Raw genomic sequence first — 15,505 nt, 5'->3', positions numbered from 1 at the left:
CAGGGGTGTTTGCAGCGGACGGGTTACAGCGGGCGGCGGGCGCGCAGGGCGGCGGTGAGGGTGCCGTCGTCCAGATAATCCAGCTCGCCCCCCACCGGCACGCCGTGGGCCAGCCGCGACACCGCGACCTCGGTCCCCGCCAGCCGGTCGGTGACGACGTGGGCGGTGGTCTGGCCATCCACCGTGGCGTTGAGGGCGAGGATCACCTCGCGCACCGCCGGGTCGGCGGCGCGTTCGGCCAGCTTGTCGAGATTCAGATCGTCGGGGCCGACACCTTGCAGGGCCGACAGCAGGCCGCCCAGCACATGATAGGTCCCGCGAAAGGCGCGGGTGCGTTCCAGCGCCCACAGATCCCCGGCGTCTTCGACGACGCAGATGATGCTGCGGTCACGGCTGTGATCGGCGCAGACGGTGCAGGGGTCGCGGCTGTCGAGGTTGCCGCAGACCGAACAGGCCCGCACCGCTTCCCCGGCCAGCGCCATGGCTTCGGACAGGGGAACCATCAGGCTGTCCCGCCGCTTCATCAGATGCAACGCCGCCCGCCGCGCCGACCGTGGACCCATCCCCGGCAGCTTGGACAGCAATTGAATCAGGCGTTCGATTTCAGGTCCGATCATGGGGCCGGTGCGTGCGGAACATCATGGGAAAGGGGGCGTGGGGGTGATCCCCCTCACCCCAACCCTCTCCCCGGTGGGGAGAGGGGGCCGGGCAGGACGCCGGATCAGAAGGGCAGCTTGATGCCGGGGGGCAGCTTCAGCCCGCCCATCAGCTTGGAGGTTTCCTCGGCGACGTGGGCCTCGACCTTCTTCTTGGCGTCGTTGAAGGCGGCCATGATCAGGTCTTCCAGCACCTCGATCTCTTCGGGATCGACGATGGCCTTCTCAAGCTTGATCTTCTTCATCTCGCCCTTGCCGTTGACCGTCACCGTGACCATCCCGGCCCCGGACTGTCCCGACATTTCGACGCTGTCCAGGCCAGCTTGCATTTCCTGCATCTTGGCCTGCATCTGCTGGGCTTGCTTCATCATGTTGCCGATATTTTTCATCGGTCATACTCTCCTTCGTCGTCGAGGGGGTAATAAACCCCGTCGTCTTGCTGCTGAACCAGGAAATCGGGCGATTCGCCGTCGTCGGCCATGGTCCCGCTTTCGGCGGCGGCGATGGCGGCCAGATCGCGGATGTCGATGATTTCGGCCCCCTGGAAGCTGTCCAGGATGGCGCGCACCACCGGGTGGGCTTCGGCGTCGGCGCGGGCGCGGCGCTTGTCCGCCGCCTCCTGCTCGCCCAGGGTCGGTTGGGCCGGGCCGTCGGACAGGGCGACGATCCAGCGCTGGCCGGTCCACTCGGTCAGGAACTGGCCGACGCGGAAGGGCAGGTTGGGCGGGGCGGTGGCGGTGAGCTTCAGCTCCAGCCGCCCCGGCTCCATCCGCACGAGATGCACGGCGTTGACGAGGTAGCCGTAGAGCGCGCCCTCGCGCCGATCCGAAAACAGTTGGGCCAGCGCGCGGAAATCGCGCGGCATCGGGGCCAGATCGTCGCCGGTTGCCGCTCCCACCGCCACAGCCGCCGCCGGTTGGGCGGGCTGGGGTTGGGCAGGCTGGGTCTGCGGGTCAACGCGGCGGGCAACCGCGTGGGCGGCCCCCCCGGCGCTGACGCCGTTGGACACCACCGCGACCGGTCCACCACCCCCGCCGGGACCGCGCGACGGCGCGCCGCCCCCGGCACCGCCCTGCTGGGCCTGGAACTGGCGGATCAACTCGCCCGGTGTGGGCAGGTCGGCGGCGTAGGACAGGCGGACGATCACCATCTCCAGCGCCTGTTGCGGCACCGGGGCGACCTGCACCTCGCCCAACCCCTTCAACAGGATTTGCCAGGCGCGGGTCAGGGCGGGCATGCCGAGCTTGGCCGACAGGACGGCCCCGCGCGTCCGCTCCGCCTCGGGCAGGCTGGGGTCGTTGGCGGTGTCCGGGACCACCTTCAACCGGGTCAGATTGTGGACGAGGTCGAGCAGATCCTGAAGGATCACCAACGGATCGGCCCCAACCCGGTGCAGGTCGGACAGGATGTCCAGCGCGTCGGCCGGGCGGGCGAACAGGGTGGCGTCGAACAGGTCGATCACGCGGGTGCGGTCGGCCAGCCCCAGCATGTCGCGCACCTGCTGGGCCGTGACCCGTCCGTTGGCGAGCGCGATGGCCTGATCGAGCAGCGACAGCCCGTCGCGCACCGATCCGTCGGCGGCGCGCGCCACCAGGGCGGCGGCGTCGGCCTCGATCTCCGCCCCTTCCAGGCCGGTGACGCGGGTGAAATGGTCCTTCAGCACCTGGGCATCGACGCGGCGCAGGTCGAAACGCTGGCAGCGCGACAGCACCGTGACCGGAACCTTGCGGATTTCGGTGGTGGCGAAGACGAACTTCACATGGCTGGGCGGCTCTTCCAGCGTCTTCAGAAGCGCGTTGAACGCGTTCTTCGACAGCATGTGCACTTCGTCGATGATGTAGAGCTTGTAGCGCGCCGACACCGGGGCGTAGCGCACGCCGTCGATGATCTCGCGGATGTCATCCACGCCGGTGTGGCTGGCGGCGTCCATCTCCATCACATCGACGTGCCGGTCCTCGGCGATGGCGCGGCAATGGTCGCAGACGCCGCAGGGGCTGACCGTTGGCCCGCCGGTCCCGTCGGGGCCGACGCAGTTGAGCGCGCGGGCGATGATGCGGGCGGTCGTGGTCTTGCCCACCCCGCGCACCCCGGTCAGCATGAAGGCCTGGGCGATGCGGCCCGAATGGATGGCGTTGGTCAGGGTGCGGACCAGCGCGTCCTGGCCGATCAGCTCGTCGAAATTCTTCGGACGGTATTTGCGCGCCAGCACCCGATAGGCCAGCCCGGTGGCGGGCGGATGCGCGGGGGTGGCGGTGGATGCGGCGGCGGTGTCGGTCACGCGGCAGGCCCGTTTCGGCGGCAGGGGATGGATCGGCGGTTCATCAACCGGGCGCACCATAACGCCCCCGCGCCGCTCTGTCGCCGGTTTCTGTGCGGCGCGCTCCGCACCGTCTTTGCATCAGGCATGAATTCAGGAAAGCAGGAGACTGGACGAACGACCCGAGCCTGAACTCGTTGTGGCTGCTTCCTTCCGGACCTGACCAGGTTGGCGAGGAACTCGTCCGACGCCAGTCTCCCGCCGCTGTTATGGCGATTGTGACGCCGGGATGCAAGGTGATTCCGAGTCCTTTGTGTTGTCCTCCCCGCTCAGATACGCGCGCGGGCTGGCCCCCAGGGCGCGGCGGAACATGGCGGTGAAGGCGCTGGCGCTGCCGTAGCCCGCCGCACGGGCGGCCTGCGCGATGGGGCGGCCCAGGGAGAGTTGGGCGACGGCCTCGGCCAAGCGGGCCTGCTGCCGCCACGCGCCAAAGGTCAGGCCGGTTTCCTTCAGGAACAGGCGGGCGATGGTTTTGCCGCTGGCCCCGGTCTGGTCGGCCCAGCCCTCCAGCGTGTCGGCGCGGGTGGGGTCGTCGAGCAGGGCTTGGCAGAGGCGGCGCAGGCGCGGGTCCTGCGGCAAGGGCAGGCGCAACGGCACCTCCGGCGCGCGGGCCAGCTCGTCCAGCGCCAGCGCGCCGATCAGGCCGCTGCGCGCGGTGGGCGGCGCGTCGGCGGGCAGATCCATCGCCGCCAGGATCAGGGCGCGCAGCAGCTCCGACACCTCGATCACCCGGCAGGCGTCGGTGGGCAGGAAGGGGGCGGCGGCGGGATCGACGAACAGGGTGCGCAGCCGCACCAGCCCTGTCACCACCCAGCCATGCTCCATCCCCGCCGGAATCCACACCGCGCGCAGCGGCGGCACGATCCAGGCCCCGGTCGGCGTCGTCACCCGCATGGTTCCGCTGGTGGAGAACAGCAGTTGCGCCCGGCTGTGCTGGTGGGGATCGACGACCGACCCTTGCGGGTAGTCGCGCGCGAGCGCGAGGATCGGTTGCTGGTAGGGATCGAAGCGGGGCAGGCCGGGGCTGGTGATGCGCATCGGTGGGTGCCCTCCGGCGACGTGTCCGTTTCGCGACAGATGTTGACCAGACGCATCATGGCGGACGCGCTTACCCTGTCCAGACCAAACGCAGGTCAGGGACATTCATCATGCCATCGCCATCCTCACCCACTGCGGCGGAGTCCCGCCGGGTCATCGGCTTCGTCAACGCCGGGCACTTTGTTGATCATCTGCTGATGCTGGTGTTTCCCACCGCCGTGCTGGGCATGGCCGACGAATTCGGGTTGGGCTATGGCGAGCTTCTTGGCCTGTCGCTGGGCGGCTTCATCGCCTTTGGCGCGGGGTCGGTTCCGGCGGGCTGGCTGGGCGACCGTTGGAGCCGCCGCAACATGATGGTCGTCTTCTTCCTGTGCATGGGCGCGGCGGCGGCGCTCACCGGGTTGGCGCGCACGCCGGTGCAGTTGGCCGCCGGGTTGGCGGTGATGGGGCTGTTCGGGGCGATCTACCACCCGGTCGGGACCGCGCTGCTGACCGCCCACGCCCACGCGCTGGGCGGTCGGGTCGGGCGGGAGATCGGCATCAACGGCGTCTGGGGCAATCTGGGCATCGCCGTCGCCGCGCTGGCCACCGGCGGCTTGACCCAAGGGTTCGGCTGGCGCGCCGCCTTCGTGCTGCCCGGCCTGTTCACCATCGGGCTGGGTGTCGCCTTCCTGGCGCTGGTTCCCGATGGCCTGGCTCCGGTCAAGGCGGCGGCGCGGACGGTGGGCCGTCTGCCGCGCGCGGTGGTGCTGCGCGCCTTTTCCGTGCTGGCGGTGACGACGGTGGCGGGCGGGGTGGTGTTCAACGCGGCCACGCTGGCCCTGCCCAAGCTGTTCGACGAACGGCTGAGCCTGCTGACCAGCACCCCGTTGGGCATCGGCGCGCTGGTTTGCGCGGTCTATGGGATCGGCGCGACCTCGCAGTTGATCGTCGGGCGGCTGGTGGACCGCCACACCCTGCGCTCCATCTTCATCCCGTTGTCGGTGTTGCAGGCCCCCTGCCTGATCCTGGCGGGCTACGCCAGCGGGTGGGGGCTGGTGGCGGTGGCCACGGTGATGATGTTCACGATCTTCGGCCAAGTGACGATCAACGACACCATGGTCGCCAAATACACCGATGACGCGTGGCGGGCGCGGGCCTACTCCATCCGTTACCTGATTTCCTTCGCGGCGAGCGCGGTGGCGGTCCCGTTGGTGGCGGTGCTGCATGATCAGGGTGTGGGGGCCTTCCCCGGTGGATTCACCCTGGTGATGCTGGTGCTGGCCGCGCTGGGCGGGTCGATCTTCCTGTCGTCGCTCGCCTTCCCCCACCGACCCGACGAGGTGGCCGGGACGGTTCCGGCGGCGGCGGAGTGACCAACCGGCGCGCAACCCTGGTTAGGGTGGAAAACGCGCCGTCACGAAATCGATGAAGCTGCGCAGCTTGGCCGACATGCGGCGGTCTTTCTGGTGCAGCAGCGTCATCGGGCGGCTGGGCAGGGCGTGGTCGGGGAACAGGGCGACGAGGCGTCCGGCCGCAAGGTCGTTGGCCAACAGCGCCTCGGGCTGCATCACGACGCCGATCCCGGCGAGGGCGGCGGCGCGCAGGCCGGGGCCGCTGTTCACCTCCAGCCGGGGTTGGACGGCGATCTGGACCGTCCCATCCTCGCCGGTGAAGCGCCATTTCGACTTCGCCGCGTAACGGAAGGCGAGACAGGTGTGGTGGGCCAGTTCCTCCGGTGCCGTGGGGTGGCCCATCCGCGCCAGATAGGCCGGGGAGGCCGCCACCACCATCCGATAGGGGGTGAGCGGGCGGGCGATCAGGCGGGAATCGGTCAGCGGGCCGATGCGGATCACCGCCTCATACCCCTCATCGACCAGATCGACGGCGCGGTCGTTGACGTCCAAGGCGAGATCGACGGCGGGGCAGGCGGCCAGATAATCGGCCAGCGCCGGAATCAGCCGCTCCACCCCGAAGGACACCGGGGCCGACACCCGCAACCGCCCGCGCGGCTCGGCGCGCTGGGCCAGCAGGTCGGCGCGCATCTCCGCCATCTGCGCCAACACGCTGTGGCAATGGGCGAGATAGGCGGTTCCCGCTTCGGTCAGGCTTTGCCGCCGGGTGGTGCGGTTCAGAAGGCGGACGCCCAAATCCTCCTCCAACGCGCGGATGTGGTTGGCGATCATCGTCGGCGACAGGGTCAGGGGCTTGGCGGCGGCGGCGAAGCTGCCCGCCTCGGCCACGCGGGTGAAGACGCGCATGCTGTCAAACCGGTCCATGCCCCACCCTGGCTTTCATTCCCCCCCCTCGCTTTCATTCCACAGTTTTGCTTCTGAGTGATCCAACAAACGCGGTATTTCTGCGTTTTCACGCCGCAATCATAGTGCCGCTGTCTTCCCCGCAGCAGCAAGGCGATGGTTGCCATGACGATCAACAGCATGACCAGGAACAGCGCTCTTCCCAGCGGCGCGCGCTACCCCGATCTGGCGGGCAAGGTGTTCATCATCACCGGCGCGTCCTCCGGCATCGGCGCGGCGACCGCCCGTCAGCTGGCCGCCCAGGGCGCGCGCGTGGCGCTCGCCGCCCGCCGGGCCGACGCCTGCGCGGCCCTGCTCGACGACATCCGCGCAGCGGGTGGGGAGGGGCTGGTGGTTCCGACCGACGTGGCCCAGGACGCTGAGGTGGCCCGGCTGGTCGCCGCCACGCTCGACGCCTTTGGCCGGTTGGACGGCGCGTTCAACAACGCGGGCGCGCTGGGCACCGCCGGTCCCGCCGACCGGATGGGCGACGATGTGTATGACGCGATTTTCGACGTGAACGTCCGGGGCGCGTTCCACTGCCTGCGCCATCAGGTTCCGGCGATCCGGGCCAGCGCTGGCGGCGGGTCGATTGTGTTCAACGCCTCGATGGCCGGGGTGGTCGGCTTCGCCAACGTCGCCGCCTACACCGCCAGCAAGCACGCGTTGGTCGGGCTGACGCGCAGCGCCGCGTTGGAGCTGGGGGCGGACGGCATCCGGGTCAACGCCGTGTGCCCCGGCTTTGTCGACACGGCGATGTCCGACCAACTGTTTGCCACGCGCGATGACAAGATGGCCTTCGTCACCGATTCGCCCGCCGGACGCTGGGGCAGCCCCGACGAGATCGCGGCGATGACCTGTTTCCTGTTGAGCGACGTGTCCAGCTTCGTCAACGGCCAACCGATGCTGGTCGATGGGGCCTACACCGCGCGGTGAGGGGGCTGAAATACGCAAAACGGGCGCGGGGAGGGGGGAACCCCGCCACCGCGCCCGTGCTTTTCATCGACCGCTTACTTCTTCAACGCGGCGACGCCGGGCAGGTCCTTGCCTTCCAGCCATTCCAGGAAGGCACCGCCCGCCGCCGAGACGTAGGTGAACTGGGCTTCGGCCCCGGCGTGGGCCAGCGCGGCGACCGTGTCACCGCCGCCCGCGACCGACAGCAGACCGCCCGCCGTGGTGCGCGCCGCCACGATCTGGGCGACGGCGTTGGTCCCGGCGTCGAACGGGGCGATTTCAAAGGCGCCCAGCGGGCCGTTCCAAACCAGGGTCTTGGCGGCCTTGAGCTTGCCGTCGAGGAAAGCGACGGTCGCCGGACCGACGTCCAGCGCCATTTCATCGGCACCGATGGCGTCGGCGGCGACCACGCGGTTGGCGGCCCCGGCCTTGAACTCCTTGGCGACGACGAAATCGGTCGGCAGCAGGATTTCGCAGTTGGCCTCCTTGGCCGTCGCCATGATGGCGCGGGCCTGATCGGCCATGTCCTTTTCGCACAGGCTGGCCCCGACATCGACGCCCTGCGCGTACAGGAAGGTGTTGGCCATGCCGCCGCCCAGCGCCAGCATGTCCACCTTGCGGACCATGTTGCCGAGCAGGTCGAGCTTGGTCGAGATCTTCGCCCCGCCGACGACGGCGGCGACCGGACGTTCCGGCTTTTCCAGCGCCAGGGTCAGCGCCTTCAGTTCCGCTTCCATCAGGCGGCCGGCGGCGTTGGGCAGCAGGCGGGCCACACCCTCGGTCGAGGCGTGGGCGCGGTGGGCGGCGGAAAAGGCGTCGTTGACGTAGACATCACCCAGGGCGGCGATCTGCGCGGCAAAGGCCGGGTCGTTCTTTTCCTCTTCCGCGTGGAAGCGGGTGTTTTCCAGCAGGATGACCGCGCCGGGCGCGGCGGCGGCGATCACGTCCTGGGCGGGCTGGCCGACGCAATCGGTGGCGAAGGCAACCGTCTGGCCGACGGCCGCACTCAGCGCGTCCAGCACGTTGCGCAGCGAGTTCTTGGCGTCCGGGCCGTTCTTCGGACGGCCGAAGTGCGACAGGACGACAACCTTGGCCCCCTTGGCCGACAGTTCCTTCAGGGTGGGAACGAGGCGGTCGATGCGGGTGGTGTCCGACACCGCACCGTCCTGCATCGGCACGTTCAGATCGGCGCGCACCAGCACCGTCTTGCCGTTCACCTCAAGGTCGTCGATCGTGTTGAACTCGGTCATTGCCGTGCGTCCCCAGTCGGAAGGCCAGAATCTGGCCGGAATGTTGATCTTTGCGCGCACCCAACCACAGCCCACCGCGCATTGCAACCGCCCGCGCGGGGGCGATTCCGTCGCGGCCCGGTGGCCGGGAAACCGTCAGCCCTTCAGGCGCTTGATGGTGTTGGTGGTGCTCTGCCCCTCGACCAGTTCGGCCAGCAGCACGGTCCCGCCATAGCTCTGGACGAATCCGGCCCCGACAACGGTGGCGACGGTGTAGTCGGCCCCCTTGACCAGCACGTCCGGGCGCACCGCGTGGATCAGGCTTTCCGGCGTGTCCTCGTCGAACACCACCACCAGATCGACGACGCCGAGCGAGGCGAGCACGGTGGCGCGCGCGGTTTCGTTTTGCACCGGGCGGCTGTCGCCCTTCAAGCGTTTGACCGACGCGTCGCTGTTCAGCCCGACGACCAAGACGTCGCAGGCGGCGCGCGCCTGCTTCAGCAGGGAGATGTGGCCGGGGTGCAGCAGGTCGAAACAGCCGTTGGTGAAGCCCACGCGCTTGCCGCGCAGCCGCCAGCGTTCGGCGCGCTCCGCCGCCTCGTCGCGGGTGGCAACCTTGTCCTCGCCGTGCCGCCATTCCTGTTCGTGCAGGGCGGTCAGCAGCTCGTGCGTGCGGACGACGGCGGTCCCGACCTTGCCCACCACCAGCCCGGCGGCGAGGTTGGCCAGCCGGGCGGCGTCGGTCAGCCCGACCCCGACCGACAGGGCGGCGGTCAGGGTGGCGACCACAGTGTCGCCCGCCCCCGACACGTCGAATACCTCGCGCGCCTGGGCGGGCAGATGGGTCACAGCGTCAGCCGTCACCACCGACATGCCCTGTTCGCTGCGGGTGGCGACCACGGCCCCGACGCCGCAGTCGGCGATCAGGCGGCGCGCGGCGGTCACGACCTGCTCGTCGCTGTGGGCGGGCAGGCCGGTGGCCTCCATCAGCTCCTTGCGATTCGGCGTGAGGATGTCGGCCCCGCGATAGCGGCGATAGTCGCGGCCCTTGGGATCGACCACCACGGTCTTGCCCGCCGCCCGCGCGGCGGCGATCACACCGGCGATCAGATCGTCGGTCAGCACGCCCTTGCCGTAATCGGACAGGATGACCCCGCCGACCTCGGCCAGGACACGTTCGATCTGGGCCAGAACCCGGTCCGCGCAGGTGATCGGTGCGACGGTCTCCACATCGGCCCGAAGCAACTGCTGTTGTCCGGCGATGAAACGGGTTTTGACCGTGGTCTGCCGCCCCGCCTCCACCACGATCGATCCGCCGTCGCTGACCCTCTCCTGCGCCAGCAGCGCCAGCAGATCGGTGCCGACCGCGTCCTGTCCCACCACCGAGACAAACCGGCAGGTGGCGTCCAGCGCGATGAGGTTGGCGGCGACGTTGCCGGCCCCTCCCAACTTCGGCACGTCGCGGGTGATCCGCAGCACCGGGATCGGGGCCTCCGGGGACACCCGGTCCACCGAGCCATAGACGAAACGGTCGAGCATCACGTCGCCAAGGCACAGCACGTTGGCGCGGGACAGGGTGTCGATGTGACGGGCAAGGTCGCTCATGGCGTCTCTCATACCAACGCCGACGGGACGACGCCAGCGAACAAAGCCGGTGTGGCGTTTGGCGGCGGCGGTTTGCCGACGGGATGGTAGCATGGCGGCGATTGCCTCGCTTCCGATGGTCCTTTCCCATGCGTCTGGCTTCCCTGCGTCTGCCGTTCGTCGCCAACAGCCTGTCGGCCAAGCTGCTGGTGCTGACCATCCTGTTCGTGCTGCTGGCCGAGGTGCTGATCTACACCCCGTCCATCGCGCGGTTCCGCCTGACCTATCTGGAGGAGCGGCTGGCCGCCGCCCACATCGCCGCCCTGTCGGTGGAGGCGGCCCCCGATTTCATGGTGACGAAGGCGTTGCAGGTGAAACTGCTCTCCTACGCCGGGGCGCATGTGATCGACCTGATCCAGCCGGACGCGCGCGTCTACATGCTGTCCCGCCCGATGCCGCCCGAGGTGGATGACACCTTTGACCTGCGCGCCAGCAGCAACTGGTCGCTGATCATGGACGCCTTTGGCGCGCTGGTGCAGGGGCGCGACCGCGTGATCCGGGTGATCGACCGGTCGCCCAAGGACCACGCTCAACGGGTCGAGGTGACGATGGACGAACGCCCGATGATCAACGCGATGCTGGATTTTTCGCGCAGCATCCTGGCGGTGTCGGTCGCCATCTCGCTGATCGCGGCGGGGCTGGTCTTCGTCACCCTGAACGCGCTGCTGGTCCGCCCGATGCGCCGCCTGACCGACGGGGTGGTCGCCTTCCGCCGCGATCCCGACGGCGCGCCGCCGATGGTGCCGGAGCGTCGCCGTGACGAAATCGGCGTGGCCGGGCGGGAGCTGGCGGCGATGCAGGGGACCGTCCGCACCGCCTTGCGCCAGCGCGAACGGCTGGCGGCGCTGGGCACGGCGGTCGCCAAGATCAACCACGATTTGCGCGGCATCCTGTCCACCGCCTCCCTGCTGTCGGAACGGTTGAGCGAAAGCACCGACCCGGAGGTGCGGCGGGTCACGCCCCGGCTGATGGCCTCGCTGGACCGGGCGGTGGAGCTGTGCGGGCAAACCCTGTCCTTCACCCGCGACGGTGCGTTGCCGTTGCGGTTGGCCCCGGTCGATCTGCGGGCGCTGGTGGAGGAGGCGGGCGAGCAGGTGCTCGCCACCCTGCGGCCCGATGGCGCGCGGGTGGAGGCCGGTTGGAGCAACGCCGTTCCCGCCGGGCTGGTCCTGCAGGCCGACGCCGACCAACTGTCGCGCGCGCTGGTCAATCTGGGGCGCAACGCGGTGCAGGCCGGGGCGGTCGGCGTGCGGGTGGCGGTGGAGCGGCGGGGCGAGCGGTTGACCCTGACCATCACCGACAACGGCCCCGGCCTGCCGCCGCGCGCGCGTGACCATCTGTTCCAGCCCTTCGCCGGGTCGGCGCGGGCCGGTGGGGTCGGGTTGGGGCTGGCCATCGCGCGCGAGGTGGCGCGCGCCCATGGCGGCGATCTGCGGCTGTTGGCCAGCACGGGCGAGGGCAGCGTCTTCGCGCTCGATCTGCCGCTGTCGCCCGTCTCCGCCACCCCCGGAGGAGCGGCGGGCGGGGAGGCCAGACTTGCGTCTGCTGCAACGTAAAAGTCGTTTGTGTCGCATTGAAAATGGGGGCATTCTGCCGCAAGATTCGTTCAGATCGAAAGCGTTCGCCGATCTCCCTCCCATGAGGTCCTCGGTCGACGCGGGTGCAAACCGTCGCCGGTTCCCCACCGATGGGCCGGTCGCGCAGTGGAAGGAAATCAGGACGTGAAGGCTCTGGGTGCTTGGGTGTCGCCTGCGATCGCGGGAATCATGGCGTTTGTCGGTCTGCTGGCCTCGTCGCGCGCGTCGGACGACGCCTTTGCGGTCGGCGGCATCCTGATTTTCCTGGGCTGCGTGGCCTACATCTTCTCCGCCATCGGTCGCCATTTCGACCGTCTGGACGCCGCCCACTGATTCGTTTGGGTGGTTGACCGGCGGCGGAGGGCTGCCGCCGGTGCCGTCCGTTTCGTCTTTCCAAACTCTGCCATCGTTGCATCGGCCAATCGGACCGCAAACCTGCGGCCTGACCCCAAGGGGGTGTGCCATGTCCGCCGTTTCGCCGTCCGCGTTTTTGTCCTGGGACCGTTCGACCTTCTCCGCGTTGGACGCGTTGAGCCGTCGGCCCGTCCGTGATCTTTTGGAATCCCTTCCCCCCATCACCCCGGCCAGCGTGGTCGATCTGGGCTGTGGTTCCGGTTCCGTCACCCGGCTGCTCGCCGCCCAATGGCCCGAGGTCGATGTGATGGGCGTGGACCCGTCGCCCGCCCTGCTGCAATGGGCGCAAAGCGTGCCGTCGCGCGTGCGCTATGAACAGGCCGACCTGTCGGTGTGGCGTCCGTCCTGGCCGGTGGATCTGCTGCTGTCCTTCGGCGGGTTGCAGGCCGTTCCTCACCACGAGCGGCTGTTTCCCGAATTTTTGCAATGCTTGGCCCCCGGCGGGCTGCTGGCCGTGGCGCTGCCGCGCCCGGAAGCGCTGATGGCGCACCGCCTGTTGCTCGACACCGCCGCCGATGGCCCCTGGGCGGAGCGTCTGGCCGACGCGCTGCGCCCGCCGCCGCACGGGGCGCAGGAGTATTACAATTGGCTCAGCCCGCTCGCCGTGTCGGTCGAGCTGTGGGAGACGGAGCACCACCATGTTCTGAGCGGTGACACCCCGATCCTGCAATGGCTGCGGTCGGACGCGCTGGCCCCGGTGATGGAGCGGTTGGCGGGGGTGGAGTTGGACCGCTTTCTGGCCGATTACCGCGCGCGGTTGGAGGCCGCCTATCCCGAACACCCGTTCGGCAACACGCTGGTCCCGACGCGCCATCTGTTCATCGTCGCCCGCGTCGCCGGATAGGCGGATCAGGCGGTGAGTTGCACCGCCTGCCTTGCGCTGGGTTCCTTACACCGCGTCCAGGCAGGCCAGCAGCGGATCCCAATCGGCGCGCTGCTCGGCGGCGCGTTTGCCCGGCATGTCGAACAGGCTGAGGCCGGTCGCCGCCGCGTCGGCGTAGATCTGGCTGTCGCGCAGGCGGGCGACGACGCGATGGCCGATCCCGCCCAGAAACTGGTCGAGCCGGTCAGCCGCCTTGGTGCGGGCGCGCACGCGGTTGCCGACCACCGCCACCGCCTTCTTGTTCTTGGCGATGGCCTTCAACTCGTCCAGCTTGCCCAGGAACCGTTGGGTCGCCTGTTCGTCGAACGCGCCGGGCAGCACCGGCAGCACGACGATGTCGGCCATCTTGACCAAATCCTCGATCTGCTTGGTTTTCAGCGCGGCGGGCGCGTCGATCACCAAACGGCGGTAGCCGCGCGGGATGTCGGTGATGTCCTTGGCCCAATCGACCCCGACCACGCGCGGGGCGCTGTCCGGGCGGCGTTCCAGCCAGCCGAGGGAGGAGTGCTGACGGTCCACGTCGGCCAGCACGGTGGACAGGCCGCTGGCGGCGGACGCGGCGGCCAGATGGGTGGCGAGCGTGGTCTTGCCGCAGCCACCCTTGATGTTGGCGACGAGGATCGTGAGCATCAGGCCAGCCTACACCACCGGCTCGGGCTTCGACCAGAAGCGCTTGGCGTCAAGGAAATCATGCCACAGGGCGACCAGCGCGGCTTCGGTGTCCGACACCCCGCGCGCGTGCCAACCGATGACGATGCCCGCCGCGCGCGGTTCGCCCGGCAGGGAATGGCTGCCGTCCTCGTGCAGTTCGTGCAGCAGGCGGGTGGCGGTGGCGACGTCGTTCAGATGGCCCAAGGCGTCCTGCATCGCCCCCAGATCCTGAAGGTAGCGGCGCACCGGCTTGTCGTCGTACAGGCTGCGGAAGAACTCCGCCGCGTAGCGCAGCTTTTTCAGGGCGATGCGGAGCTGGTGGCGCTGGGCGACCGGCAGATGGGCGAAGCCCTGGCCGGAGCGCTTGGCCTTGCGGTGGCGCTTTTCCAGCAGGTGATCGGCCAGATCGACCATCGGGCCGAACAGGCGGATCGATTCCTCGTTCACCGGCTGGTTGCGCCAGCCGCGCTTTTCCACCCAGGCCCCCAGACCCAGCAGAAAGGCGGTGTAGCGGGGCGAGCCGACGGCCTCGCGCGCGGTGTCGTAGGCGCGGCGGCGGCGGGCCTCGGCGGCGGCGGCCAGCGCGTCGATGTCCTCAACCACCGCGTGGCCGTGGCCGTCGGCGCGGTGGAAGGCGTCGCGCACCGGGGCGAGCAGTTCGGTGGCGAACACGTCCCAATCGCGGGCCGGGCCAAGGCTGCCCGCCAACCATTTGATCTCGCCGACCAGCCACAGATATTGCGCGGTCGGCACGAAGGGGCGGAACAGCGCGATGGCCGACCGCAGGCGGCGCAGCGCCACCCGCATCTGGTGGACGCCTTCGGGATCGTCGCCGGTCAGCGTCACCGCCTCGTTCGCGGCGAGATGGGCGACGCAGGCGCGCACGATGCGGGCCACGGCCCCCTCCACCGTGATGTCGGCGTCGAGCGTCAGCTTTTCCGCCTTGGCCGACTGGTGGCCCTCGCCCGCCGCCAGGGCGTAGCCGCGCGCCGCCTTGGTCCGGGTTTCCAGCCGCACCGGGGCGGCCGCCGCCAGTTCCAGCCCCAGATCGAACAGCGCCGCCGGGGAGCCGCTTTTCAATTCCAGCTCGATTTCGCAGATCGGTTCGGCGCGGCCATCGGGCAGGCGCACCTCGCCGCTGTCAAAGGCGACCTCGATCACCGATTCGATTCCGTCCGTGCCGACCACCAGTTCCACCCGGCCACGGTCGATGACGGAGGTGAAGACCGGCTCCAGGTCCGACTCGCTCAGAGGGCCGAGAACGGCCAGCGCGTCCTCCCCGTCGATCAGGGTCAGGTCGGGGCGGTTGTCGGGGACGGCGCATTCCCATTCGCCGCGCGACAGGCCATCGGCCTCCGGCGCGGATTTCACCGTCTGGACATAGCCGTCGCCGGTCTTGCGCACCCGCAGCGTGGCCAGCCGGTCCTGCAGCCGCCGGTCGGCGGTGTCGTAATAGGTGCTTTCCAGCTTGCGGCTGGTGATGGAGCCGGTCGCCCGCCCGGTGATGACCGATGACTTGCGCAGGATCGCCAGATCCTCCGGCCGCACGGCGAGCTTGAGTTCCGTCTCGCGGTTGGTGTCCGCTTCAGCCATGGCTTGCGCCTTGAACCCCCGATCAGCGACCGTCATCGGCCTATGGTGCCGTGTTTGCACAGGGGCTGACCAGGGTCAAGTTACAGAAAGAATACAATAACTCCGGTTGTGGAAACCGCAAGTGGCGCAAGCATCACGCCTTCCGCCTAGGCCGAAGGTCGGGGGCCATGCGGCGGGCGGGACGGTGCCGGGACGAAGTGTCCCGTTGCCAGTCGCGTGCGGTGCGGGCATATATCGCCGCGCGGCCCTCCCCGCTGGATGGGACGGCTTTTG

14 protein-coding genes and 1 other RNA gene are annotated in these 15,505 nt (G+C 69.4%); 5 read left to right on the top strand and 10 right to left on the bottom strand.

The genetic code is table 11. The features are described 5' to 3' along the window. Positions 1-23: 23 nt before the first annotated feature. The 5 genes from recR to EJ903_RS13485 all read right to left on the bottom strand — a co-directional run bounded on the left by recR (position 24) and on the right by EJ903_RS13485 (position 4,011). Positions 24-617, bottom strand: a complete 594-nt coding sequence (gene recR / locus EJ903_RS13505; protein WP_126616130.1) for a recombination mediator RecR — start codon at positions 615-617, stop codon at positions 24-26. A gap of 104 nt (positions 618-721) precedes the next feature. Beyond that, positions 722-1,045: a YbaB/EbfC family nucleoid-associated protein gene (locus EJ903_RS13500; protein ID WP_126616128.1), complete on the bottom strand. Its 324-nt coding sequence runs from the start codon at positions 1,043-1,045 to the stop codon at positions 722-724. Beyond that, entirely contained in the window at positions 1,042-2,934 is a 1,893-nt protein-coding gene (locus tag EJ903_RS13495; protein ID WP_126616125.1) for a DNA polymerase III subunit gamma/tau, read from the bottom strand. The genes EJ903_RS13500 and EJ903_RS13495 overlap by 4 nt, the downstream gene beginning before the upstream one ends. 140 nt (positions 2,935-3,074) lie before the next feature. Next, positions 3,075-3,172: signal recognition particle sRNA small type (gene ffs / locus EJ903_RS13490), an RNA gene on the bottom strand. Between the two features lie 8 nt (positions 3,173-3,180). After that, positions 3,181-4,011, bottom strand: coding sequence for an AraC family transcriptional regulator (locus tag EJ903_RS13485; RefSeq protein WP_158627934.1), 831 nt, complete (start codon positions 4,009-4,011; stop codon positions 3,181-3,183). A gap of 110 nt (positions 4,012-4,121) precedes the next feature. On the opposite strand from EJ903_RS13485, the gene EJ903_RS13480 reads away from it, so the two are divergent. Next, the gene (locus tag EJ903_RS13480; RefSeq protein WP_126616119.1) at positions 4,122-5,366 is read left to right on the top strand and encodes an MFS transporter; all 1,245 of its coding nucleotides are present in this window, start codon (positions 4,122-4,124) and stop codon (positions 5,364-5,366) included. Positions 5,367-5,387: 21 nt separating this feature from the next. On the opposite strand, the gene EJ903_RS13475 is transcribed toward EJ903_RS13480, so the two are convergent. Then, positions 5,388-6,269 (bottom strand): LysR substrate-binding domain-containing protein, encoded by an 882-nt coding sequence (locus EJ903_RS13475; protein WP_126616117.1) that lies wholly within the window; start codon positions 6,267-6,269, stop codon positions 5,388-5,390. Positions 6,270-6,428: 159 nt separating this feature from the next. On the opposite strand from EJ903_RS13475, the gene EJ903_RS13470 reads away from it, so the two are divergent. Then, entirely contained in the window at positions 6,429-7,223 is a 795-nt protein-coding gene (locus EJ903_RS13470; RefSeq protein WP_126616114.1) for an SDR family NAD(P)-dependent oxidoreductase, read from the top strand. Between the two features lie 74 nt (positions 7,224-7,297). Here EJ903_RS13470 and EJ903_RS13465 read toward each other — a convergent pair whose 3' ends face one another. Both EJ903_RS13465 and rfaE1 read right to left on the bottom strand, forming a co-directional pair. Further along, positions 7,298-8,491 (bottom strand): phosphoglycerate kinase, encoded by a 1,194-nt coding sequence (locus EJ903_RS13465; RefSeq protein WP_126616111.1) that lies wholly within the window; start codon positions 8,489-8,491, stop codon positions 7,298-7,300. A gap of 135 nt (positions 8,492-8,626) precedes the next feature. Then, positions 8,627-10,075 (bottom strand): D-glycero-beta-D-manno-heptose-7-phosphate kinase, encoded by a 1,449-nt coding sequence (rfaE1, locus tag EJ903_RS13460; RefSeq protein ID WP_126616109.1) that lies wholly within the window; start codon positions 10,073-10,075, stop codon positions 8,627-8,629. 128 nt (positions 10,076-10,203) lie between these two features. Between rfaE1 and EJ903_RS13455 the strand changes: the two genes are divergently transcribed. The 3 genes from EJ903_RS13455 (at position 10,204) to EJ903_RS13445 (ending at position 12,949) form a co-directional block, all read left to right on the top strand. Then, the gene (locus tag EJ903_RS13455; RefSeq protein ID WP_126616104.1) at positions 10,204-11,670 is read left to right on the top strand and encodes a sensor histidine kinase; all 1,467 of its coding nucleotides are present in this window, start codon (positions 10,204-10,206) and stop codon (positions 11,668-11,670) included. A 210-nt stretch (positions 11,671-11,880) separates the two neighbouring features. After that, positions 11,881-12,024, top strand: coding sequence for a hypothetical protein (locus tag EJ903_RS13450; RefSeq protein ID WP_246015543.1), 144 nt, complete (start codon positions 11,881-11,883; stop codon positions 12,022-12,024). A gap of 130 nt (positions 12,025-12,154) precedes the next feature. Further along, positions 12,155-12,949 carry a methyltransferase domain-containing protein gene (locus tag EJ903_RS13445; RefSeq protein WP_246015542.1) on the top strand — a complete coding sequence of 265 codons (795 nt, stop codon included), beginning with the start codon at positions 12,155-12,157 and terminating at the stop codon, positions 12,947-12,949. A gap of 45 nt (positions 12,950-12,994) precedes the next feature. Here the strand turns inward: EJ903_RS13445 and EJ903_RS13440 are convergent, their stop codons facing one another. Both EJ903_RS13440 and EJ903_RS13435 read right to left on the bottom strand, forming a co-directional pair. Continuing rightward, positions 12,995-13,618, bottom strand: a complete 624-nt coding sequence (locus tag EJ903_RS13440; RefSeq protein WP_126616098.1) for a nucleotide-binding protein — start codon at positions 13,616-13,618, stop codon at positions 12,995-12,997. 9 nt (positions 13,619-13,627) lie between these two features. Further along, complete coding sequence (locus tag EJ903_RS13435) at positions 13,628-15,232, bottom strand: CYTH and CHAD domain-containing protein (protein ID WP_126616096.1); 1,605 nt, start codon at positions 15,230-15,232, stop codon at positions 13,628-13,630. Between the last annotated feature and the right edge of the window lie 273 nt (positions 15,233-15,505).

It is taken from the genome of Azospirillum griseum (assembly GCF_003966125.1).
Lineage (GTDB): Bacteria > Pseudomonadota > Alphaproteobacteria > Azospirillales > Azospirillaceae > Azospirillum > Azospirillum griseum.
Note: the sequence above shows the minus strand (reverse complement) of the source record. Positions and strands in the feature narration are given on the sequence as shown.

Coding starts and splice junctions, on each gene's coding strand:
- recR (WP_126616130.1), bottom strand. CDS start 617: ATGATCGGACCTGAAATCGAACGCCTGATTCAATTGCTGTCCAAGCTG.
- EJ903_RS13500 (WP_126616128.1), bottom strand. CDS start 1,045: ATGAAAAATATCGGCAACATGATGAAGCAAGCCCAGCAGATGCAGGCC.
- EJ903_RS13485 (WP_158627934.1), bottom strand. CDS start 4,011: ATGCGCATCACCAGCCCCGGCCTGCCCCGCTTCGATCCCTACCAGCAA.
- EJ903_RS13480 (WP_126616119.1), top strand. CDS start 4,122: ATGCCATCGCCATCCTCACCCACTGCGGCGGAGTCCCGCCGGGTCATC.
- EJ903_RS13475 (WP_126616117.1), bottom strand. CDS start 6,269: ATGGACCGGTTTGACAGCATGCGCGTCTTCACCCGCGTGGCCGAGGCG.
- EJ903_RS13470 (WP_126616114.1), top strand. CDS start 6,429: ATGACCAGGAACAGCGCTCTTCCCAGCGGCGCGCGCTACCCCGATCTG.
- EJ903_RS13465 (WP_126616111.1), bottom strand. CDS start 8,491: ATGACCGAGTTCAACACGATCGACGACCTTGAGGTGAACGGCAAGACG.
- rfaE1 (WP_126616109.1), bottom strand. CDS start 10,075: ATGAGCGACCTTGCCCGTCACATCGACACCCTGTCCCGCGCCAACGTG.
- EJ903_RS13455 (WP_126616104.1), top strand. CDS start 10,204: ATGCGTCTGGCTTCCCTGCGTCTGCCGTTCGTCGCCAACAGCCTGTCG.
- EJ903_RS13450 (WP_246015543.1), top strand. CDS start 11,881: ATGGCGTTTGTCGGTCTGCTGGCCTCGTCGCGCGCGTCGGACGACGCC.
- EJ903_RS13445 (WP_246015542.1), top strand. CDS start 12,155: ATGTCCGCCGTTTCGCCGTCCGCGTTTTTGTCCTGGGACCGTTCGACC.
- EJ903_RS13440 (WP_126616098.1), bottom strand. CDS start 13,618: ATGCTCACGATCCTCGTCGCCAACATCAAGGGTGGCTGCGGCAAGACC.
- EJ903_RS13435 (WP_126616096.1), bottom strand. CDS start 15,232: ATGGCTGAAGCGGACACCAACCGCGAGACGGAACTCAAGCTCGCCGTG.